The 22,077-nt window shown below is 70.6% G+C and carries 19 protein-coding genes, 1 rRNA gene and 1 riboswitch; of the genes, 5 read left to right on the forward strand and 15 right to left on the reverse strand.

From position 1 onward, the window contains the following. Window positions 1-146 precede the first annotated feature (146 nt). The gene (locus tag ACZ4YL_RS27840) at window positions 147-779 is read right to left on the reverse strand and encodes a PadR family transcriptional regulator (RefSeq protein WP_468120272.1); all 633 of its coding nucleotides are present in this window, start codon (window positions 777-779) and stop codon (window positions 147-149) included. Window positions 780-1,036: 257 nt separating this feature from the next. Here ACZ4YL_RS27840 and ACZ4YL_RS27845 point away from each other — a divergent pair, with 257 nt between their 5' ends. Next, complete coding sequence (locus ACZ4YL_RS27845) at window positions 1,037-1,786, forward strand: hypothetical protein (protein ID WP_468120274.1); 750 nt, start codon at window positions 1,037-1,039, stop codon at window positions 1,784-1,786. Between the two features lie 82 nt (window positions 1,787-1,868). After that, on the forward strand, window positions 1,869-2,711 hold the full coding sequence (locus tag ACZ4YL_RS27850; protein ID WP_468120276.1) for a PhzF family phenazine biosynthesis protein: 843 nt from the start codon (window positions 1,869-1,871) through the stop codon (window positions 2,709-2,711). A gap of 930 nt (window positions 2,712-3,641) precedes the next feature. On the opposite strand, the gene ACZ4YL_RS27855 is transcribed toward ACZ4YL_RS27850, so the two are convergent. After that, window positions 3,642-4,442, reverse strand: coding sequence for a CPBP family intramembrane glutamic endopeptidase (locus ACZ4YL_RS27855; protein WP_468120277.1), 801 nt, complete (start codon window positions 4,440-4,442; stop codon window positions 3,642-3,644). Window positions 4,443-4,627: 185 nt separating this feature from the next. Then, a complete protein-coding gene (locus tag ACZ4YL_RS27860; RefSeq protein WP_468120279.1) occupies window positions 4,628-6,160 on the reverse strand; it encodes a glutamate-cysteine ligase family protein in 1,533 nt (510 codons plus the stop codon). Window positions 6,161-6,647: 487 nt separating this feature from the next. On the opposite strand from ACZ4YL_RS27860, the gene ACZ4YL_RS27865 reads away from it, so the two are divergent. Continuing rightward, entirely contained in the window at window positions 6,648-7,268 is a 621-nt protein-coding gene (locus tag ACZ4YL_RS27865; RefSeq protein WP_382546532.1) for a hypothetical protein, read from the forward strand. A 261-nt stretch (window positions 7,269-7,529) separates the two neighbouring features. Continuing rightward, window positions 7,530-7,718, forward strand: a complete 189-nt coding sequence (locus ACZ4YL_RS27870) for a DUF5999 family protein (protein WP_030009772.1) — start codon at window positions 7,530-7,532, stop codon at window positions 7,716-7,718. 123 nt (window positions 7,719-7,841) lie between these two features. On the opposite strand, the gene gcvP is transcribed toward ACZ4YL_RS27870, so the two are convergent. Next, the gene (gene gcvP / locus ACZ4YL_RS27875) at window positions 7,842-10,727 is read right to left on the reverse strand and encodes an aminomethyl-transferring glycine dehydrogenase (RefSeq protein ID WP_468120282.1); all 2,886 of its coding nucleotides are present in this window, start codon (window positions 10,725-10,727) and stop codon (window positions 7,842-7,844) included. 195 nt (window positions 10,728-10,922) lie between these two features. Beyond that, window positions 10,923-11,021, reverse strand: a riboswitch (glycine riboswitch). A gap of 112 nt (window positions 11,022-11,133) precedes the next feature. Here gcvP and ACZ4YL_RS27880 point away from each other — a divergent pair. Further along, window positions 11,134-11,499: a PRC-barrel domain-containing protein gene (locus ACZ4YL_RS27880; RefSeq protein ID WP_189746224.1), complete on the forward strand. Its 366-nt coding sequence runs from the start codon at window positions 11,134-11,136 to the stop codon at window positions 11,497-11,499. A gap of 172 nt (window positions 11,500-11,671) precedes the next feature. Here the strand turns inward: ACZ4YL_RS27880 and ACZ4YL_RS27885 are convergent, their stop codons facing one another. The 11 genes from ACZ4YL_RS27885 to rrf all read right to left on the reverse strand — a co-directional run. After that, the gene (locus ACZ4YL_RS27885) at window positions 11,672-13,144 is read right to left on the reverse strand and encodes a DNA polymerase IV (protein WP_468120284.1); all 1,473 of its coding nucleotides are present in this window, start codon (window positions 13,142-13,144) and stop codon (window positions 11,672-11,674) included. A 43-nt stretch (window positions 13,145-13,187) separates the two neighbouring features. Continuing rightward, on the reverse strand, window positions 13,188-13,826 hold the full coding sequence (locus tag ACZ4YL_RS27890) for a MerR family transcriptional regulator (RefSeq protein ID WP_468120286.1): 639 nt from the start codon (window positions 13,824-13,826) through the stop codon (window positions 13,188-13,190). A 180-nt stretch (window positions 13,827-14,006) separates the two neighbouring features. After that, window positions 14,007-14,480, reverse strand: a complete 474-nt coding sequence (locus ACZ4YL_RS27895) for a bifunctional nuclease family protein (protein ID WP_030009777.1) — start codon at window positions 14,478-14,480, stop codon at window positions 14,007-14,009. A 51-nt stretch (window positions 14,481-14,531) separates the two neighbouring features. Continuing rightward, complete coding sequence (gene ftsR / locus ACZ4YL_RS27900) at window positions 14,532-15,305, reverse strand: transcriptional regulator FtsR (protein ID WP_468120288.1); 774 nt, start codon at window positions 15,303-15,305, stop codon at window positions 14,532-14,534. A gap of 19 nt (window positions 15,306-15,324) precedes the next feature. Then, window positions 15,325-16,272, reverse strand: a complete 948-nt coding sequence (locus ACZ4YL_RS27905; protein WP_468120307.1) for an FHA domain-containing protein — start codon at window positions 16,270-16,272, stop codon at window positions 15,325-15,327. Window positions 16,273-16,357: 85 nt separating this feature from the next. Then, window positions 16,358-17,329 (reverse strand): DUF881 domain-containing protein, encoded by a 972-nt coding sequence (locus ACZ4YL_RS27910; protein WP_468120290.1) that lies wholly within the window; start codon window positions 17,327-17,329, stop codon window positions 16,358-16,360. A gap of 5 nt (window positions 17,330-17,334) precedes the next feature. Further along, entirely contained in the window at window positions 17,335-17,667 is a 333-nt protein-coding gene (locus ACZ4YL_RS27915; protein WP_030010496.1) for a small basic family protein, read from the reverse strand. Next, window positions 17,664-18,572 carry a DUF881 domain-containing protein gene (locus tag ACZ4YL_RS27920; RefSeq protein WP_468120292.1) on the reverse strand — a complete coding sequence of 303 codons (909 nt, stop codon included), beginning with the start codon at window positions 18,570-18,572 and terminating at the stop codon, window positions 17,664-17,666. Before ACZ4YL_RS27920 ends, ACZ4YL_RS27915 begins: the two co-directional genes overlap by 4 nt. Window positions 18,573-18,682: 110 nt before the next feature. Further along, a complete protein-coding gene (locus tag ACZ4YL_RS27925; RefSeq protein WP_468120294.1) occupies window positions 18,683-21,178 on the reverse strand; it encodes a sugar phosphate nucleotidyltransferase in 2,496 nt (831 codons plus the stop codon). Between the two features lie 100 nt (window positions 21,179-21,278). Continuing rightward, window positions 21,279-21,869 carry a CDP-alcohol phosphatidyltransferase family protein gene (locus ACZ4YL_RS27930; RefSeq protein WP_327734451.1) on the reverse strand — a complete coding sequence of 197 codons (591 nt, stop codon included), beginning with the start codon at window positions 21,867-21,869 and terminating at the stop codon, window positions 21,279-21,281. A 137-nt stretch (window positions 21,870-22,006) separates the two neighbouring features. Beyond that, window positions 22,007-22,077: ribosomal RNA gene (rrf, locus tag ACZ4YL_RS27935) — 5S ribosomal RNA — on the reverse strand; the annotation flags it as partial.

Here is a 22,077-nt window from a genome sequence, read left to right on the forward strand (position 1 = left end):
CGCCCACCCCCCCCCTCTCCCCCCCCCCCCCCCCCCCCCCCCCCCCCCCCCCCCCCCCCCCCCCCCCACCACACCCCCCCCCCCCCCCCCCCCCCCCCCCCCCCCCCCCGCCGCTGCATGCCGTTGCATGCCGGGCCCGGCCGGGCTCAGTGCTCGTCGGCCAGGATCAGGTAGAGCTTCTTGCGGGCGTCGTTGATGACCGCGAGCGCCTTCTCCCGCTGCTGGGGCGAGCCGGTCTTGAAGACCTGCCCGAAGGCTTCCATCAGGCCGATGCCGGCCGTCCGGACCTCCTGCATCGCCTCGAAGTCGAAGCCGCGCCCGGCGTCCGCCCAGGGGGCGTCCGGGCCCGACTCGGCCTCGGTGCGGCCGGCGTCGGTGAGCGTGAACAGCTTCTTGCCGCCTTCGCTCGCGCTGGTGATCAGCCCCTCGTCCTCGAGCAGCTGCAGGGTCGGGTAGACCGAGCCCGGGCTGGGCTTCCAGGCCCCGCCGCTACGCTCGCCGATCTCCTGGATCATCTCGTAGCCGTGCATGGGCCGGTCGGCGAGCAGCGCCAGGATCGAGGCGCGCACATCGCCGCGCCGGGCCCGGCCCCGCGGTCCCCCGCGTCCGCCGCGGCCACCGAAGGGGCCTCCGCCGAAGGGCGGCCCGAACGGGCCGAAGGCGGCGCGCCGCCCCTTGAAACCCTCCCGACGATCGGGCCCGCAGTGGTCGTGACCCCGTCCGTGGTCATGTCCGTGGTCATGTCCGTGGTCGTGTCCGTGCTGTCCGTGTGAACGCATGTCTGCGCTCCTTCCGTCACGTTGTCGTTGCGTCATCGGTTGTCCGATGCCTCCACTATCGGCGACGGCTCGCGATGTGTCAACGATATATCGGAACACGTCAGCGACAGTCGAACGGATTGCACGCTTTGGGGTGGATTGACGCCAGAACTTCCGGGCGATGGGCGAGCGGACGTATGTGCTGAGCTGACGGCAAACAGGGCTCAACACCTTGTAAAGCCCCGCAACCCTTCAGAAACCCCAGAAAGGGGATGTCCGTGCGCCTTCAGGGACGCGTCAGGAAGTGGCTCGCCGCCGCCGTCAGCGCCGCAGCGCTGCTCCTCGTACCGCCGGGCCCGGCCACGGCCGACGGTTCCCGGCAGCTGGTCGGCAACCAGCTCAATCTGCACCAGTGCGTGTACCTGCCCTTCCCGGGCGTCGACTACTTCACGACCCTGGTCCCGAGCCGCGACGGCCGCTTCACGACCGGGACGGCGACGTCCACCGCCCCCGACCAGAACCGGTCCTGCGGCCCCGGGGACGGGAACTTCGAGCCCATCCACCCGCTGGCGGCCGTCCAGGCCCTCGACCTCAACGCCGGCCGATACCTGAACCTGCACCAGTGCGTCTACTACTCCGCCGCCCAGAAGGACCACATCACCACGGTGATCGCCCGCGGCGGTTCGGACTTCTCGACCGGGACCAACGTCTCGAACACCCCCGACACCACCCCGGAGTGCGCCGCCGGCCGCGGGCTCTACTACCTCGTCCCCCTGCTGTCCGACGTCAAGGCGCTGGACCTCTCCGCCGGGCGCTACATCAACCTCCAGCAGTGCGTGTACTACTACGGCGCCGGCGGCTTCAACGACCACTTCACGACGTTCGTACCGGCCCGGGGCGACGGCCGGTACAACACCGGAACAAAGGTCTCGGGCACCGCCGACACGGCCCCGACCTGCGGCGGAGGGAACGGGAACTTCACGCTCATCCCCCTCCTCTCCGGCACCCTGGCCCTCTCCCGGACCTGACCGCCCACGCGCCGACCCGACAGGGCCAGTCACCCCGGATTGGCCTTTGTCGACGATCAAGAAATCGCCCTACCGTCGGGGCATGCGCATCCGAATCGTCGACGCCTTCACCGACCGCCCCTTCCACGGGAACCCCGCCGCAGTCCTGCTGCTCGACACCGCGTTCCCCCCGGACGCCTGGCTCCAGCAGGTCGCGTGCGAGATGAACCTCTCCGAGACCGCCTTCGCCCACCCCCTGCCGCCCGGCGGGGACGCCGACTGGGCGCTGCGCTGGTTCACCCCGGCAGCCGAGGTCGACATGTGCGGCCACGCCACCCTGGCGACCGCGCACGTACTGGCCACCAACGGGCTCGCCACGGGACGGATCCGCTTCTCCGCGCGCTGCGGCATCCTCACCGCCGAGACCGCCGGGGACGGCACGATCACCATGGACTTCCCGACGTCCTCACTCACCCCGGTCCCGGCGCCACCTGCCGTGGACCACGCGCTCGGCGGCCCCCCGATCCTCTCCGTGCACGACACCGCCGACCACATCGGTGACCTCGTCGTCGAGCTCGCCGACGAGAAGACCGTCCGCGAGCTGGAGCCGGACCACGCGGCCCTGCGCGCCTTCGCCCGGCGGGGGGTGATCGTCACCGCGCCCGCCGAGGATCCCTCCCTCGGCTACGACTTCGTCTCCCGCGGCTTCTTCCCCGCCTTCGGGATCGACGAGGACCCGGTCACCGGAAGCGCCCACACCGCACTCGCCCCGTTCTGGGCACGGCGGCTGGGCCGTACCGAGCTGACCGGCCTCCAGGGCGGTGCGCGGCGCGGTCTCGTACGGGTGACCCTGGCGGGCGACCGCACCCTGCTGACCGGCCGGGCCGTCACCGTCGTCGACGGCGAGCTCCTCGCGTCCCCGCCCGGGGCCGGACAGGCGGGGTGACCACGGGGCACGGACGCGCGCTCCCGGGGGGTGGGGGGGGGGGCCCCCCCCCCCCCCCCCCCCAAACCCCCCCCCCCCCCCCCCCCCCCCACCCCCCCCCCCCCCCCCCCCCCCCCCCCCCCCCCGGAGCCGCCCCCGTCGCCCTTCCTCCCGACGCCCCCCTTCGACCTCGCCTTCACATCCGCCTTCGCGCGTGCGGCACTCCGCCGCTTCTCCTCCTGCTCCACCCAGGCGGCCGAGTCGATCCGCTTGCGGTAGACCTGTCCCGGCTCCGCCGCGCCCAGGTGCACCGTCCATCCCCACAGGCCGGCCGACACGGCGAACAGGACGCCCGCCACCCCCAGATAGAAGGCGATCTCCTCGGACTCGGAGACGCCCTCCTCGTGCATGAAACCGGGTACGCCGGCGATGAGCGCGTTCACCCACCACGCGAGCGCCACGTTGAACAGGACGAGGGAGACCCAGTAGACGACCCGCATGCTCTTCGCCGGACCGCTCAGTTCCCCCAGCAGCAGGATGCGCCGCAGCGAGACCGGCCCCGTCCGGTGGCGGCCGCCCGTGTTGTCCTTGGCCCGGCGCACCGACGCGTAGCACTCGTCCAGCCAGCGCCCCGGCTCCGGGTCCGGCGGCGGGGAGTCGGTCGGCGCCAGCTGCTTGGCCTGGATCCAGACCGAGAGGAACTGGATCTCCAGCTGGGCCTTCTCCAGTCGCCTGCGGTAGCGGTGGTCGGTGCTGCGCGCCTCGCGGCGGTCCCGGACGAGGAGGCTGATGCCGCCCACCAGGCCGGTGACCACGGGCACGAAGAAGGGCGCGAACGGTACCAGGGTGTCCAGAACAGCCACCGGGCGCGCCTCCTCACTCGCCCCAGGGTCGCACCGCTCCGGCGGCCGCCACCGCCCGGAAGGTCCGATCGGGTGGACCCGCCCCGGGTCACGGCGTCGGCAGCCAGCCCACCTTGCCCGCGAGCAGGGCGTACCCGCCGAAGGCCACGATGTCGAGGAGCGCGTGCGCGACGACGAGCGGTCCCACCCGGCCCCAGCGCCGGTAGGCGAGGACGAAGACGACGCCCATCACCACATTGCCGATGAAGCCGCCGATGCCCTGGTAGAGGTGGTACGAGCCGCGCAGCACCGAACTGGCCAGCAGCGCGGCCATCGGCGACCAGCCCAGCTGGCCGAGCCGGCGCAGCAGGTAGGCCAGCACGATGACCTCCTCCACCACGGCGTTCTGCAGCGCGGAGAGGATCAGTACGGGGAACTTCCACCACACGTCGGGCAGCGCCTCCGGCACCACCGTGAGGTTGAATCCGGTGGCCCGGGCGCCCAGGTAGAAGGCCAGCCCGGCGCTGCCGATGCCGGCCGCGACGAGGGCGCCCCGGCCCAGGTCCCACCAGGGCCGGGTGCGGTCGAAGCCCAGCACCCGCAGCCCGGGGGCGCCCTCACGGGTCAGCAGGTGCGCCACCAGCAGTACGGGCACCAGGGCGCTCGCGATGCCGAACAGCTGCCAGGCGAGGTCCAGCCAGGGCCGGCCCGGGGCGTAGGAGCCGTTGAGCGTGGCCGCCTGGTCCTTGAGGCCGCCGGGCTTGGTGAGCGAGCCGATGAAGCTGATCAGCGCCGAGACCCCACTCGCGCCCAGCGACAGCGCGAGGACGAGCAGCGTCTCGGTGCGCAGCAGGCTCCGCCGCCCGCCCTCGTCCAGTTCCACGAACACCGGCTCCGGCTCCGTCCGCACGCCCGACTCCGTCCTGCCATCCCGTTGCGACCACCCCATACTGCCTCCTCGCGGGACCGGGAGGATCACTGCGGGGCCTGCACCGGGATCACCGGACGGCGGCGGACGGACGGCGGGCGGACGGGGCGCGGGGACGGCGGACGGACGGCGGCGCGGGGCACCGGCCCGCCCCGCCCCGCGGCCGGTCAGCGCACGACGGGCGCCGGGACGCTCACCTCCTCCGTCAGCCCGACCGGCCAGGTGTGCACCGGGTCGCCCTTGTGCATCAGCTCGGTGTACCGCCGGGTCGTCGCGGCCAGTGCCTCGTCCCGCTCCAGTCCGGCGGCGAGCGCCCGGTGGTAGGTGTCCACCTGCCAGGTCGCCCCGTTCACCCGGCGCCGGCAGCGCTCCTCGATGATGCCGAGGTAGTGGTCCCGGTCCGCGGGCTCGATGCCCCAGGCATCCAGCCCCGCCGCCGCCATCGGCAGCAGCTCGTCCAGGACCAGCCGCACGGCGGGCACGCTCGCCAGCCCCCCGGCCCGGCCCCGGCGCGGCCACCGCAGCCGCGCGTCGATCCCGTACCGGCAGGCCGCGTCGAAGTTCGCCTCCGCCTCGGCGAAGGGCAGCCGGGTCCACACCGGGCGCGGTTCGTCCGCGAGGGTGCGTACGAGCCCGTAGTAGAAGGCGGCGTTGGCGACGACGTCGGCGACCGTCGGCCCGGCCGGCAGCACCCGGTTCTCCACCCGCAGGTGCGGCACCCCGTCGGCGACGCCGTACACGGGCCGGTTCCACCGGTAGACGGTGCCGTTGTGCAGGACCAGCTCCTGCAGCCCCGGTACCCCGCCCTCGGCGAGCACCCGCAGCGGCTCCTCCTCGTCGCATATCGGCAACAGGGCGGGGAAGTAGCGGACGTTCTCGGCGAAGAGCTCGTACGCCGAGTCCACCCACCGCTCCCCGAACCAGGTGCGCGGCCGCACGCCCTGGGCCTGCAGCTCGGGCGGCCGGGTGTCGGTGGCCTGCGTGAACAGCGGCGGCCGCGACTCCCGCCACAGCTCACGCCCGAACAGGAAGGGCGAGTTGGCGCCGACGGCTATCTGCACCGCGGCCACCGCCTGCGCCGCGTTCCACACCGCCGAGAACCGGGCCGGGGTCACCTGCAGATGCAGCTGTACGGAGGTGCAGGCGGCTTCCGGCACGATCGACCCGGAGGTCCAGATGAGCCGTTCGACGCCGTCGATGTCGAGCGTGAAGTCCTCCCCGCGCATCATCAGGATCTGCTCGTTGAGCAGCGAGTAGCGGTCCACCGCCGACAGGTTCGCGGTGACCAGGTCCGCGCGGGAGATCGTCGGCAGAATACCGATCATCACCACTCCGGCGTCGATCTCCGCGGCCTGCCGGTGGGCATAGCCCAGCCCGGCGCTGAGTTCCTCGGCGAGCTGGTCGAAAACCCGGCCGCCGAGCCGGTGCGGGAGGACGTTCACCTCCAGATTGAACATTCCCAGCTCGGTCTGGAAATCGGGGCTCGCAATCCGCTCCAGTACCTGTGCATTCAGCATTCTCGGCAACCCGTCGGCACCCGCGAGATTCAGCTCGATCTCCAGTCCCATCATGTTCTTCGGACGATCGAACCTCTTCTCCGCCAGGAGCCGCTCCAGTCCCTCCAGACACTCGTGAAGCTTCCTTCGATACCGCTGCCGATCGGACAGGTCGAATCCGCCTGCCACGACCTTCTCCCCCATCGAAGCGTCCCTCCTCGAGTGGGCCTGGCCCGGTACACCCAGGCTCGCGTTACGGTCGATGATGCCCCGGCAGCGTGATCCATAACGCGCGGGAGGCGTGCGTGACGAGGAGCGCGCGCCGGTTTGGCCGAAGGGCGCTTCGGCACATTCACGTGGCAAGTCGCGGTATGCAAATTCCGCTTAGACTTTGCCTCGTTCGGATAACCGAAGCTTTCCAGCCGAGCCCCCGTCCGGTAACCTCCGAGGTCAGCGCGACATGTTCGCGTGCATCCGGCATGAATGCCATGTCAGCGGGTCCGGTAAGCGCCTTGCCGGCAATAGGCGGGACAGCTAGCCGAAACACTGCATGAACACATGTCGTATAAACTCCGCAAACGAGGCAGAGAGTTGGCGCGCGGCCATTGCCCCTCGGCCCCCCTCTGGCCCCAGAATGCGAGTCCGCACCTGCCCCCGTTCCACGTGTCTCCCAAGTGAGAGGCGACCCACCATGCCGCTGCATGTCCCTCCGGCTCCCGCGCCCGCCCTGCGCAGCGTCCTCGCGGCACTCGGTTCCCCCACCGCCGTCCACGAGGCGCACACCCCGGCCCTGCGCGCGAACCAGGGGCCGCTGACCGCCGAACTCCCGCTTCCGGTCCACGTCCTCGACCGGCTGGGCATGTCCAACCTCGCGGCCGGCGGCAGGCCGCCGCGTAGCCGGCTCACGGGCTGGCGGTTCCTGATCCGCAGCGGGGACCGCTACATCGCGGCGGCCGACACCCGGCTGACTCCCGACGGCTGGGTCTTCTCCCATTTCTTCGAGGGCCCCTATGTCGCGGCCACCGAACGCGCCCTGCGCCAGGCGGAATCCCTCACCACCGGCTACCAGCCACGGCTGCTGTCGGTTCCGGAGCTCTACATGCTGACCCTGTGGCTGCACGGGGCGGTGGGCGCCGACGCCGCCGCCGGGCTGCCGGCCGGCGAGGACCTGCTGGTGCCCCTCGCCCCGGCCCCGCCCGGCATCGCCGCGTACCGGCCGCATCCGGTCTCCGAGCTGCTGCCGGTACTGACCCGTCGGCTGACCCCGGCGCCTACGGCGGCGCCGCCCTCCCTGGCCGCGCCCGCCGCCTGACCCGAATCGCCCATTCGGCCTAGTCCGGCCGGGCCACTTGCGAACCATCCGAAATGACAGGGGAGTTGGCCTGAACCGCCCGCACGAGTGATGCGTCATCAATCTGTGAGGACAGCTGCCGGGAAATACCTGCGAAGCGGCTGTCATGGGGGAAGACTGATGACACGCTCCCCGCGGGTGCGGGGATGACCCAGGGGGACGGCCATGAATCACGCATCGAGCCGTAGCACACAGACCACACCGCAGCGAAAGAACGCATCCATGTGCCAGCACCAGCCAGCCTGCCCGTCAGCCGAATCCGCCGACCGGGAGGCCGCACGCCCGGTGGCCAACCACCCGGAGCAGGGCTGGAGCCTGCTGTGCAATGGCGTCCTGCTCTTCGAGGACACCGGTGAACTGCTGCCGGACGGCCAGATCATCGCCCCGCACCGCCCGCTCGCGGCGGCCTAGGCGATAGAGCTGTCCGGCCGACCGTAGCGAACGGCGAAGGGGCCGGTCCGGGAGACTCTCCCGGACCGGCCCCTTGTTCATGTCGTACGACCGTCATACGGCGGCCGTACGACGCGGAACACCTCAGGCGTCGTACTCGTCCAGCGGCGGGCAGGAGCACACGAGGTTCCGGTCACCGAACGCACCGTCGATGCGGCGCACCGGCGGCCAGTACTTCTCGGCGGCCGTGACCCCGCCCGGGAAGACGGCCTCGTCCCGGGTGTACGGGTGGTTCCACTCGCCGCCCAGCGCCGCCGCGGTGTGCGGGGAGTTCGCCAGCGGGTTGTCGTCCGCCGGCCACTCGCCGCCCGCGACCCGCTCGATCTCGCCGCGGATGGCGATCATCGCGTCGCAGAAGCGGTCGATCTCGGCGAGGTCCTCGGACTCCGTCGGCTCGATCATCAGCGTGCCGGCGACCGGGAAGGACATGGTCGGCGCGTGGAAGCCGTAGTCGATCAGGCGCTTGGCGATGTCGTCCACGCTCACGCCCGTGGACTTCGACAGCGGCCGCAGGTCGATGATGCACTCGTGCGCGACCAGGTTGCCCGGGCCGGTGTAGAGCACCGGGTAGTGCGGCTCCAGGCGCTTGGCGATGTAGTTGGCGCCGAGCACCGCCACCTGGGTGGCGCGCTTGAGGCCCTCGCCGCCCATCAGGCGCACGTACGACCACGAGATCGGCAGGATGCCCGCCGAACCCCACGGAGCGGCCGAGATCGGGCCGACGCCCGTCTCCGGGCCCGCGGTCGGCTGGAGCGGGTGGTTCGGCAGGTACGGGGCCAGGTGCGCCCGGACACCGACCGGGCCGACGCCCGGACCGCCGCCGCCGTGCGGGATGCAGAAGGTCTTGTGCAGGTTCAGGTGCGAGACGTCGCCGCCGAAGTGACCCGGCTTGGCCAGGCCCACCAGGGCGTTCAGGTTGGCACCGTCGACGTAGACCTGGCCGCCGGCCTCGTGCACCTGGGCGCAGATGTCGGCGACGTGCTCCTCGAACACACCGTGCGTCGAGGGGTACGTGATCATCAGCACGGCGAGCTCGTCGCGGTGCTGCTCGATCTTGGCGCGCAGGTCGGCCGCGTCCACCTCGCCGTCGTCGGCGGTCTTGACGACGACGACCTTCATGCCGGCCATCACGGCGCTGGCGGCGTTGGTGCCGTGCGCGGAGGACGGGATCAGGCAGATGGTGCGCTGCTCGTCGCCGTTCGCCCGGTGGTAGGCGCGGACGGCCAGCAGGCCGGCGAGCTCACCCTGGGAGCCGGCGTTCGGCTGGATGGAGACCTTGTCGTAGCCGGTCACCTCGCAGAGACGTTCCTCCAGCTCGTTGATGAGCGTGAGGTAGCCCTCGGCCTGCTCCACCGGCGCGAAGGGGTGCAGCTGACCGAATTCGGGCCAGGTCACCGGCTCCATCTCGGTGGTCGCGTTGAGCTTCATGGTGCAGGAGCCCAGCGGGATCATGCCGCGGTCCAGCGCGTAGTCCTTGTCCGAGAGCTTGCGCAGGTAGCGCAGCATCGCGGTCTCGGAGCGGTGCTGGTGGAAGACCGGGTGCGTCAGGTACGCGTCCGAGCGCAGCAGGCCCTCGGGCAGCGTGTCGGCCGTGGTCGCGTCCAGCGCCTCGATGCCGGCGGTGACGCCGAAGGCGGCCCAGACGGCCTCGATGTCGGCGCGCAGGGTGGTCTCGTCGCAGGCGACGGAGACGAGGTCGGCGTCGACCTGGAACAGGTTGACCCCGCCCTCGCGGGCGGCGGCGACGACCTCGGCGGCACGGCCCGGCACGCGGGCGGTGATCGTGTCGAAGTACGAGCCGTGCACGATCTCGACCCCGCCGGCCGTCAGACCGGCGGCGAGCAGGGTGGCGTAGCGGTGGGTGCGGCTCGCGATCGTCCGCAGGCCGTCCGGGCCGTGGTAGACGGCGTACATGCCGGCCATGACGGCAAGCAGCACCTGCGCGGTACAGATGTTGCTGGTGGCCTTCTCGCGGCGGATGTGCTGCTCACGGGTCTGGAGCGCGAGGCGGTACGCCTTGTTGCCGTCCGCGTCGACGGAGACGCCGACGAGGCGGCCGGGCAGGGAGCGGGCGTGCTTGTCCTGGACGGCCATGTAGCCGGCGTGCGGTCCGCCGAAGCCCATCGGGACGCCGAAGCGCTGGGTGGTGCCGACGGCGATGTCCGCGCCGAGCGCACCCGGGGAGGTGAGCAGGGTCAGCGCGAGCAGGTCCGCGGCGACGGCGACGATGGCGCCGAGCTCGTGCGCCTGGTCGATGACCGGCTTGATGTCCCGGACGGCACCGGAGGCACCCGGGTACTGGACCAGGACACCGTAGATGCCGCGCTCGGCGACCTCGGCCGGGATGCCGGCGGACAGGTCGGCGACGACGACCTCGATGCCGATCGGCTCGGCACGGGTCTCGATGACGGCGATGGTCTGCGGCAGCGCGTCGGCGTCCACCAGGAAGACGTTGCCCTTGGACTTGCCCACGCGGCGGGCCAGGGTCATGGCCTCGGCGGCCGCGGTGCCCTCGTCGAGCAGCGAGGCGCCCGAGGTCGGCAGCCCGGTCAGCTCGGCGACGACCGTCTGGAAGTTCAGGAGCGCTTCGAGGCGGCCCTGGGAGATCTCCGGCTGGTAGGGCGTGTACGCCGTGTACCAGGCCGGGTTCTCCATGACGTTGCGGAGGATCACCGGCGGCGTGAAGGTCCCGTAATAGCCGAGACCGATCATCGGCGAGAGGACCTGGTTGCGGTCGGCGAGCGAGCGCAGCTCGGCCAGCACCTCGGCCTCGGTACGCGCCTCGGGCAGGTCGAGCGCCTCGGCGGTCTTGATCACATCCGGGACCGCGGCAGCGGTCAGTTCGTCCAGGGAGCCGTAGCCCACCTGGGCGAGCATCTTCGCCTGCGCCTCGGCATCCGGGCCGATGTGGCGCTGTTCGAAGGGGATGCCTCGCTCCAGCTGGGAGAGCGGAATGCGGTTGGCGGTCATGTACGGAGGCCTCCTGGTCGTATGACCTGCGAGGGGCACCACGGCGCGGGCACCCGGACGGCCTCCCCCTCTGTCATCTGCACCTGAGAGTTTCACCGGAGTCACGGGGGTCTCCCGAGAGTTCCGGCTTTCACCGTCGGTGAGGAGGGGGACCGGCACTGTGCGCCCGGTACCCGCCCTGCTTTCCAGAGTGGCCTCGTCCGTGCGGTACGTATGCCTGAGAGATTCCGGGGAGGATTTGCTCCTTCGGCGCCTCCGTCTTGCTCACTCGGAGGACTCTCCCGCACAGGGTCGACAGCCGTTCACCAGGGTACCAGCGAGGATCTGGACCCTCCCCGAGTGGCCTCCGCTGCGAATATGCACTTCTGTAGTCATTACGGACCAGTTGCGACCTTTTGGAGGGACCGTGCAGACCGACATCGATCCGCGCAGCCTGATCGGCCGCAAGGCGTTCGACCGCAATGGCACCAAGATCGGCACGATCGACGAGGTCTACCTCGACGATGCCACGGGCGTCCCGGAGTGGGCCGCGGTCCGTACGGGGCTCTTCAGCCGGGACGCCTTCGTCCCGCTGGAGCCGAGCGAGCTGGTGGGTGACACCCTGCGGGTGCCCTTCGAACGCGCCCTCATCAGGGACGCCCCGGACTTCGGAGTCGGGCGCCACCTCTCCCCCGAACAGGAGCTGCAGCTGTACCACCACTACGGACTGGACACGACCCTGCCGTCGGACTTCAACCGCGACTTCGGCCGCCTGGCGGGCGACGAGAGCTAGGGCGTCAGACAAGGGCTGTCCCGTAATCCGCGGCGGGCGCACGACACCAGCTACGGCACCTCGCCGCGTTGTCGGAGCACCCGAATACGCCCAGTATGCGGGCGGCCCTCCGCCTTGCGAGGCACCGCATCTGACGCCGCGCGCTGATCCACCGGGGATTACGGGACAGCCCTTAGGGCGTCCCTTCCGGATCCGGGCCGGCGCCCACCAGCGGCAGCGGATCGGACGGCTCCAGCTCGGGGTCGTCCACCCGGAAGGTCCGCACCCGGCCGGGCTCCGATCCGGGCTGCTCGAACCGCACGGTCACCCGCCCGACCCCGCTGCCCTGCACCCATCCGGGCCCGTACACGGCATGCCGTACGTCGCTTCCGGCCGTCCAGCGCCGTTCGGGGGCCGGCTCCGGCTCCTCCGGCTCCCCGGGCGGCCCAGCGGCCTCCTCAGCGCCCTCGGCCGCCGCCTCGGCGGCACCGGCCGCCACCGCTTCCCCTCCGGCCCCGTCCGTCCGGTCCGCGCCGTCAGTCCCGTCCGTCCTGTCCGAGCCGCCGGTCCCGGCCGCCCCGTCCGGCTCAGCGGCGAGCGACTGCGCGAACAGGTCCTCCTGCGTGTAGTCCGCCAGCCCGCTCACCCCCACTCCGAGCAGCCGCACCCCACCCGTGGTGTCCACCCCCTCCAGCAGCCGCGCCGCCGCCTCACGCACCACCGCCGGGTCGTCCGTGGGCCCCCGCAGGGTCTCGGACCGGGTCAGTGTGGAGAAGTCGTACCGCCTCACCTTGAGCACGATCGTGCGCCCCGAGTGCCCCGAGCCCCGCAGCCGCTGCACGCACCGGTCGGCGAGCCGCTGCACCTCGCCGCGGATCCGTACCCGGTCGTGCAGGTCCACGTCGAAGGTGTCCTCGACGGACACCGACTTCGCGTCCCGCTCCGCGACCACCGGCCGGTCGTCCAGCCCGAGCGCCATCCGGTACAGCCCGGCACCGGCCGAGCGGCCGACCATCCGGACCAGCTCGTCCTCCCCGGCCTCCGCCAGCTCCCCCACCGTGGTGATCCCGGCCCGGCGCAGGTGCTCGCCCGTGGCCGGCCCCACCCCGGGCAGCGTCCGTACCGACATCGGGGCGAGCAGCTCGCGCTCCGTCCCCGGCTCGATCAGCAGCAGTCCGGCCGGCTTGGCCTCCTCGGAGGCCACCTTGGCCAGCATCTTCGACCCGGCCAGCCCCACCGACCCGCTGAGCCCCGTGGCGGCCCGGATGTCGCCCCGCAGCCGCTCCCCCGTCTCCCGCGCGCTGCGCGAGTCGAAGGCCACCCCGCCCGCCTCCAGGTCCACGAAGGCCTCGTCCAGGCTCAGGGGCTCCACCAGGGGCGACAGTTCCCGCAGCATGGCCATCACCACGTCGCTGACCTGCCGGTAGAGGCTGAAGCGGGGGATCAGGTACGCGCCGTTCGGGCAGAGCCGCCGCGCCTGCCCCATCGGCATCGCGGAGTGCACCCCGAACCGCCTGGCCTCGTACGAGGCCGTGGCGACGACCCCGCGCGGCCCGAGGCCGCCTACGATGACGGCCTTGCCCCGCAGACTCGGCTTCGACGCCTGCTCCACGGAGGCGTAGAAGGCGTCCATGTCCAGGTGCAGGATGGTCGGCGCGGCTCTCACAGCCCGATGCTGCCCTACGCCACTGACAATGCCTCGGCCCGGGTCAGACGGCCCGGTTGCGGCGGGCGGCCAGCTCGTCCGTCGGGTTGTGCCGCACCAGGGTCTCGCCGGTGTCCACGCGCTCTCCGTGCAGCTGCGACAGCGCGCTCTCGACGTCCTGCCACACCACGCCCACGGCGATGCCGAAAACGCCCTGCCCGCCCTGGAGCAGGCTCACGACCTGGTCCGGCGAGGTGCACTCGTACACGGTGGCGCCGTCGCTCATCAGAGTCATCCGTTCGAGGTCCGAGAACCCGCGGTCCTGCAGGTGCTGGACCGCCGTGCGGATGTTCTGCAGCGCCACCCCGGTGTCCAGGAAACGCTTGACGATCTTGAGGACCACGACGTCGCGGAAGCTGTAGAGGCGCTGCGTCCCCGCCCCGTAGGCGGCCCGCATGCTGGGCTCCACCAGCCCGGTCCGGGCCCAGTAGTCGAGCTGCCGGTAGGTGATGCCGGCCGCGGCGCAGGCCGTCGGCCCGCGGTATCCGATCTGCTCGGGCTCCGGGTCTGCGCCCACCGGTCCGACCGGCGTCGACTCCGGCTGACGGCGCGCGGACCCGACCGCACCGCCGCGCAGCGGGTACGGCCCAGCCTCACTCCGTGCGGGGGTGCCCCCGGTCGTACCGTCGCCCGTGATCCTCACGCCGACCCTCCGTCCTTGACCTGCCCACCTTGAAGGTAGGCAGTCACCAGGGGTGCGTCAACGATCGCCACACTCGGCACGCCGAGTGATAATCACCCTGAGAGTGGTTTCCCGTATCCCTTTACGGGGAAAGGCTAATCGAATGGCCTGAAGATCCCCGAGGACGACGCGGCCGACACCTCACTGCGGGCCGGTGCCGAAGTCCTCCGGTGAGATCTGGTCGAGGAACTCGCGGAACTTCTCCACCTCGTCCTCCTGCTCGTCCGGAATGGCGATTCCGGCGTCGTCCAGCACGCCGTCACTGCCGTAGATCGGCGTCCCCGTCCGCAGGGCGAGGGCTATGGCGTCGGAAGGACGCGCACTCACCTCGACCCCGCTGGCGAAGACGAGCTCCGCGTAGAAGACGCCCTCCCGCAGATCCGTGATCCGGACCTCGGTGAGCTCCTCGCCGATCGCCTCCAGCACGTCCTTGAACAGGTCGTGCGTCAGCGGTCGGGCAGGGGCCATCCCCTGCTGCGCGAAGGCAATGGCGGTCGCCTCCCCTGGACCGATCCAGATGGGGAGGTACCGGTCGCCTCCCACTTCACGCAGGAGCACGATCGGTTGGTTGGAGGGCATTTCCACCCGGACACCCACAACGTCGAGCTCGTTCACACAGCAACCCTAGGACCTGCTCGGCAGGTTTGGGTAGTCGGGCCCCCCACCTCAGGGCAGCCGGACCCCGAGAGCGGTCTGTACGAGGGCCTCGTGGAGCCGTACGGAAAGCCCCGCGAGCTCCTTCAGGGTGGCCTCCGCATGAGCCCTGGTCTGCGGATTGCGATGCCTGCGCAGCGGTGCCACGACCTGCTCCACCAGCCCCGCCTCGCGGTCCGCGGCGGCCTTCATCGCACGCAGGTGCCGCGGCTCCAGCCCGAAACGGCCCAGGTCGGCCACCAGCCGGGCCACCGTGACCGCCTCGGCGTCGAATCCGCCGTCCGTGCCCTCGGCCAGCAGCCCGTACGACTCCCACTCGACCAGCTGTACCTCGTCCACCCTGGCGGCCGCGAGCAGCTCGGCCCGGCCCACCCGGGCCACGGTGGGGCGTTCCCGCCCCACTTCGCCGTAGACGGCCGTCGGTCCGGCGGGATCGGCGGAGTCCCCGTGCGCGGTGGGCGCCGGGATGCGGATCTGCTCCCCGCGGGCGAGCGCGTCGAGCTGCTCGCGGATGACCTTCAGCGGCAGGTAGTGGTCACGCTGCAGGCGCAGGATCCGAGCGAGCCGCTCCACGTCGTCGGTGCTGAACTTGCGGTATCCCGAAGGTGTGCGCCGGGGCTCGACGAGCCCCTCCGCCTCCAGAAAACGGATCTTCGAGATGGTGACTTCGGGGAACTCGTCACGCAGCGTGGTGAGCACCGTGCCGATGCTCACCAGCCGCCCGGCCGGGCCGACGGTGCCGGCGGTGCCACTTCGCGGGGCACCGCCGGTCGGGGTACGCAGCATGGAACCTTCCCTAAAAGGGTCAGATGCCCCGCAGGCTCGCGTAGAAGACCAGCCGGTACTTGCCGATCTGCACCTCGTCGCCGTTCTGCAGGGCGACGGAGTCGATCGGTTCACGGTTCACGTACGTGCCGTTGAGGCTGCCGACATCGGCGACGGTGAAGCCGCCCTCCTGGCTCCTGCGGAACTCGACATGGCGCCGGGAGACGGTGACGTCGTCCAGGAAGATGTCGCTCTGCGGGTGGCGGCCGGCCGTGGTCAGCTCACCGTCCAGCAGGAAACGGCTCCCGGAGTTGGGACCGCGCCGCACGATGAGCAGAGCGGAACCGGGGGGCAGCGCTTCCACCGCGGCCTGCGCCTCGGGGGACAGCGAGGAGGACGACACGTGCGGTTGTCCCGATACCTCGGCCTCGTAGGCCTCAAGGCCCGAGATCGAGATCGTGGACGTGGTCTCCGAGGCACGCTCCGGCGTCAGACCCGCCCGCAGCGGCGCACCGCAGTTCGAGCAGAACCGACTGGCCGCATCGCTGCGGTGTCCGCACCTGCTGCAAATCTGCTCGGCCGACATGGACGGCTCCTCGCGCCGCGGATGCCCCGCGGATGCATTGGTGGCATACGGGTCGGGGGCAAACCCTCCACCCGCACTTGAGGTTGATGGTTCACCGAAACCTATGCGTCCGGTACCAGCAGGGTCAACAGTCGACGCGCCGGGGGCGCCGGAAACATCACCCGCTCCGGCGACCTCGTCCCGGAAGAGCGGCCGGTCGCCCTGCCCTTCCACGTCCCCGTGCCCGGCGCGGTGCCGTGCCGCGCCGCCTTCCTCACGGTTCTTCTTGCCGAACAACTTCTCAAACAACTTCACGGGCGATTCCCCTTGACCTAAACAGACCCGCCCGTGGGGCAGGACGAACTCCGAATGCAGACACCTGCCGACCCGGACATTCTCACAACGTCCGTAACCACCAGACAGTTTCCACCACGCACCGCGACTTCGGTGCGCCGACCCCCCGCAGGCATCCGCCCGCGTGGGACGCTCCACTCATCACTCCGATTCATCACGATGACGACCGAGCGTAGTCAGGCTGCTTCGCAGCCCGCAAGGCATCCACAACGATCTTCGCCGACCGTGTGACGGCGACGGTGGCCTGCTCCTTCTCCAGTGTCTGGACGACACCGCCCGGAATGTTCAGCGCGGGCTCCAGATCCTGGGGCTTCCCGATCACCTTGAACTCATAGGGTTGTGTGATCTTCTTGCCGTCGATGGCGACCCCGCCGTTCTCGTCCGAGAAGTACGAGCCCGCCACGATGCGCACCCCGTTGATCTGGATCGCCTCGGCCCCGGCCGCCCGCAGCTCCTGGAGCGTGTCCAGCAACTGGTCGGACTGCACCTGACCCGTGGGATCCGTGATCTTCAGTGTGATGCCCGGCCCCTGGGCTGCCACCGTACCGGCCAGGATGCCGAGTTGGCGTTCCTTCTCGACGGTCTGCTTGCGGGCCTCCTCGGCCTGGTTGGAGCTGTTCTCCAGCTCCTTGCGCTGGTCCTCCAGCTGCTGCTTCTCGTCCTCCAGGCGCTTGGTCCGCCCGTCGAGCTCGTCGAGGATCCGTACGAGGTCCTCCTGGCGGGCCCCGCGCAGCGCGCTGGAGTCGCTGTTGGAGCGGACCTGGATCGCCAGACCCAGCCCCAGGACGAACAGCAGCAGTGCCACGATCAGTTGGGCCCGGCTCACCCGCGGCGGCCACAGCCCGGCCGCGAGCCGCTGCCGGCCGGTCTCCTCGGGCTGCCCCGGCGCCTCCTTGGCCGGCTCCGGCGGCTCCGGCGACTGCGCGGGCTGCGAGGGCTGAGGCGACTGCGGGGGTTCCGAGGACTGCGGCGGCCGCAGGGACTCCGGAGACTGCTGGGGCTCAGGAGGCTGCTGGGGCTCAGGAGACTGCGGAGGCCCGGGAGACTTCGGGGACCCGGGAGACTTCGGGGGCTCCGGCGGACGGCCCGCGCCCCCCGGCTCCTCGGGGCTGTCGTTCGTACTCATCGGCCTCACGCCCGGAACACGTGCCGGCGGATGGCCGCGGCGTTAGAGAAGATGCGGATACCGAGGACCACGACCACACCCGTGGACAGCTGCGAGCCGACCCCGAGCTTGTCACCGAGGAAGACGATCAGCGCGGCCACGACCACGTTCGACAGGAACGACACCACGAAGACCTTGTCCACGAAGATGCCGTCCAGCATCGCGCGGAGGCCGCCGAACACCGCGTCCAGCGCCGCCACCACGGCGATCGGCAGATATGGCTCCACCACGGCCGGCACTTCGGGCCGGACCAGAAGTCCGGCCACCACTCCGGCCAAGAGGCCCAGTACCGCGATCACGATGCACCCTTCTGCTGCTCTGCCGGTGTAGCTGTACGTACGGTCAGACTCGACGCGGCCGGCAGCCGCAGGTCGTCCGCCGGGGACAGGGCGTAACGGATCCCGTAGCTCTCCTGCAGCACGTGCAGGTACTGTCCGTCCGCCGAGTCCTGGAAGGCCGTGCCGAGCCGTTTCTTGTCCCCCACCGCCAGCACTTCGTACGGCGGCACCAGCGGCCTGTTGTCGACCAGTATCGCGTCACCCGCGGCTCTGATCGCCGACAGTTCCGTCAGCCGCTGTCCGTTGATGGAGATGGCCTCCGCCCCGGACTGCCAGAGCCCGTTGACGATCTTCTGCATGTCCCGGTCCCGGAGCCGGCCGGTGTCCGAGAATCCGGAGCTCTCGCGCGGTTTGCCACCGCCGCCCGACGAGGCGCCCTTCGCGTCGTCCACCACCAGTTTGATCCCCGGCCCGCGGACCTCCGTGGCACCCGCCAGCAGGGCCACGAGCTCGCCCTGGCCCCCGCCGGGCTGCTTCAGCGCCGCACGCTGGCGCGCCGCGACATCGGTCCTGAGGCGGTCGACGTCACGCTCCAGGCCGTGCACGCGGTCATCCGCCCGCTCCACCCGGTCGATCAGCTCCTGACGCTCCTTGGCCAGCACCGGCGCCGCTATCTGCGCCTCGGCCGCACCGAGCGTGACGACCATGGCGGTCACGACGAGCCCGGCCGCGAGTCCCAGTTTGGCCTTGAGGGTCCGCGGCAGACCCGCCGTGCCCTCCGCCTCGCGCCGGGCCGCGGCCTCCGCATAGCCCTCGTCGAGACTGTTGTCCATCACGTGCGTCAGCAGCGACATGGAAGCGTCCGGGCGCGCGGGCACAGGAGACGCCGGAGTCCGGTTGTGGGGCGGCTGCGACATGCCGCACATCGTCGCATGTCGGCAGCGGAGTCACCCAATGCGTCCATCCGGTGGGCCGGGCCGGCACTCCCCGCACCCGGACCACCGGACTTCCGCCTACGTCATCGCACGCCCGGCACTCACTGCCCGGCGCTCTCCACGACGCCCGCCCACTCGTCCAGCAGGGCCTGCGCGGTGCCGTCGTCGGGCCCCTCGGCCCACAGGTGGGTGACCGCTTCCGCCGGGTCCGGCAGGACCAGCGCCCACCGGCCGTCGGCCTCGACCACCCGCACCCCGTCGGTGGTGTCCACCTGCCGGTCGCCGGCCACCTCCACGACCCGCCGCATGACGAGCCCCTTCACCGCCCACGGCGTCGAGACGTCCCGCCTGAGCACGTGGGCCCGCGGAATCCGGGCGTCGATCTGGCTCAGCGTGAGCTGCGTACGCGCCACCAGCCCGAGCAGCTGCACGAAGGCGGCCGAACCGTCGAAGACGCTGCTGAACTCCGGAACGATGAAGCCGCCCCGGCCGTCTCCACCGAAGATGGTGTTCTCCGCCCGCCCCACCCGGGTCAGGTCGTCGGGCGAGGTCGTCGTCCACTCGACCTGCGTACCGTGGTAGGCCGCCACCTGCTCGGCCACCCTCGTGGTGGTCACCGGCAGCGCGACCTTGCCGCTGCGCTTCTCCGCGGCCACCAGGTCGAGCATCACGAGCAGCGCCCGGTCGTCCTCGATGATCCGCCCGCGCTCGTCGACCAGCGAGATCCGCTCGCCCACCGGGTCGAACCGTACGCCGAAGGCCGCCCGCGCCGAGGCCACGATCTCCCCCAGCCGCACCAGCCCGGCCCGCCGGGACTCCCTGGTCTCCGTCGGCCGGGACTCGTCGAGCCCTGGATTGATCGTCAGCGCGTCCACACCGAGCCGACCCAGCAGGCTGGGCAGAACGAGCCCCGCGCTTCCGTTCGAGGCGTCCACGACCACCTTGAGCCCGGCGTCGGCGATGCCGGTGGTGTCCACCCGCCGCAGCAGCGAGCCGGTGTAGGCGTCGAAGACACTGCCCGGGAACTGCAGGTCTCCGATCTCCCCGGGGAACGCCCTCCGGTACTCCTGGCGCGCGTACACCCGGTCCAGCTTGCGCTGCCCCTGGAGCGAGAGGTCCGCTCCCCGCTCGTCCAGGAACATGATGTCCACGGAGTCCGGCACGCCCGGCGAGGTCCGCAGGACGATCCCGCCGGCACTGCCGCGCGCGGTCTGCTGCCGCGCCACCGGCAGCGGTACGTTCTCCAGGTCCCGTACGTTGATGGCGCTGGCCTGGAGCGCGGAGATCACGGCACGCTTGAGCGCTCGGGCTCCCCGGGAGTGGTCACGGGCCGTGGTGACGGTCGCCCCCTTCTTCAGGGTCGTGGCGTACGCGCCGGCGAGCCGGACCACCACCTCGGGAGTGATCTCCACGTTCAGGATCCCGGAGACCCCACGCGCGCCGAACAGGTGCGCCTGGCCGCGGGACTCCCAGATCACCGACTCGTTGACGACGGCGCCGGCCTCGATGGTCTTGAAGGGGTAGATCCGTACGTTCCCCTGAACGATCGATTCCTCACCGATGAGGCACTCATCGCCGATGACGGCCCCGTCCTCGATCCGCGCGGCCCGCATGATGTCGGTGTTCTTGCCGATGACGCAGCCGCGGAGATTGCTGTGGGGCCCGATGTACACGTTGTCGTGGACGACGGCCCGGTGCAGGAAGGCCCCGCTCTTCACGACGACGTTCGACCCGATGACGGTGTGCTCGCGGATCTCGGCGCCGGCCTCGACCTTGGCGTAGTCGCCGATGTACAGCGGCCCGCGCAGCACCGCGTCGGGGCTCACCTCCGCCCCTTCGGCGATCCACACTCCGGGGGAGATCTCGAAGCCGTCCATCTCGACCTGGACCTTGCCCTCAAGCACGTCGGCCTGCGCCTTGACGTAGCTCTCGTGCGTGCCGACGTCCTCCCAGTAGCCTTCGGCGACATAGCCGAAGATGGGCCGGCCTTCCTTCATCAGCTGGGGGAAGACATCACCGGACCAGTCGACGGAGACGTCCGGATCGACGTAGTCGAAGACCTCGGGCTCCATGACGTAGATGCCGGTGTTGACGGTGTCCGAGAAGACCTGTCCCCAGGTCGGCTTCTCCAGGAACCGCTCGACCTTGCCCTCCTCGTCCACGATCGTGATGCCGAATTCCAGCGGGTTCGGCACCCGTGTCAGGCACACCGTGACGAGGGCGCCCTTCTCCTTGTGGAAGCGGATCAGATCGGTGAGGTCGAAGTCGGTGAGAGCATCGCCGGAAATGACGAGGAAGGCGTCGTCCTTCAGGGCCTCCTCGGCATTCTTCACACTGCCGGCGGTCCCGAGTGGCTTCTCCTCATGGGCGTAGGTGAGCTCCATTCCGAGCTCTTCGCCATCCCCGAAATAGTTCTTGACGAGTGACGCCAGGAACTGCACGGTGACCACGGTCTCGCTGAGCCCATGCCGCTTGAGCAGCCGGAGCACATGCTCCATGATCGGCCGGTTGGCCACCGGCAGGAGCGGCTTGGGCATGCTCGAGGTCATGGGGCGAAGACGCGTTCCCTCGCCACCGGCCATCACGACGGCCTTCATGTCGGAAGAGTCCTCCTTGGGAGACGACAGTCGTGCCGACCCTCGCCCGTCTCGGTCGGTGACTTCGCAACTCCTCCGCGTCATCCGGCGCCGGGCGGGCTCAATCGGCCGTGGTGTCAGCCTTCACCAGACGGCGGACTTGAACCACGTAAAGGATTCCTGCCCACCAATAGAGGGTTGTACCCCATACAGCGAACGCCCATCCGAAAACTGAGGCCAACCAGGCCAACCAGCCGCTTCCGTCACTGAGCAGCAGCAAGGGAAACGCGTACATCAGGTTGAAGGTGGCGGCCTTGCCGAGGAAGTTGACCTGCGGTGGCGGATATCCGTGACGGCGCAGGATCCACACCATGACCAGCAACATCAGCTCGCGCGCCAGCAACGCTCCGGTGAGCCATAGCGGCAGAAGCTCGCGATAAGTCAGACCGAAGAGCGTCGACAGGATGTAGAGCCGGTCCGCGGCAGGATCGAGCAGCCGGCCGAGCTTGCTGATCTGATTCCAGCGCCGCGCGAGCTTCCCGTCGAGGTAGTCGCTGATCCCGCTGAGCATGAGGACGGCCAGGGCCCACCCGTCGTACTCCGCGAGGATCAGCCACAAGAACAGGGGCACGCCGGCGAGGCGCGCCATGCTCAGGATGTTCGGAATGGTGAAAATTCGGTCAGTCTGAACCCGAGTCTCCTGGACCTCCACCCGGGGGCCTCCACTGTGACTGTAGAAATCGGTCGTTCGATGCCCCCTGACCCTACAGGAGTCCGCACACGTGTCCTGAACGCAGAAAAGCCCCGCACCGAACCCGTAAGGGCTGGTGCGGGGCTTCCGCAATGATTGTTCGGCGGCGTCCTACTCTCCCACAGGGTCCCCCCTGCAGTACCATCGGCGCTGAAAGGCTTAGCTTCCG

This window comes from Streptomyces sp. NPDC030021 (genome assembly GCF_055574035.1).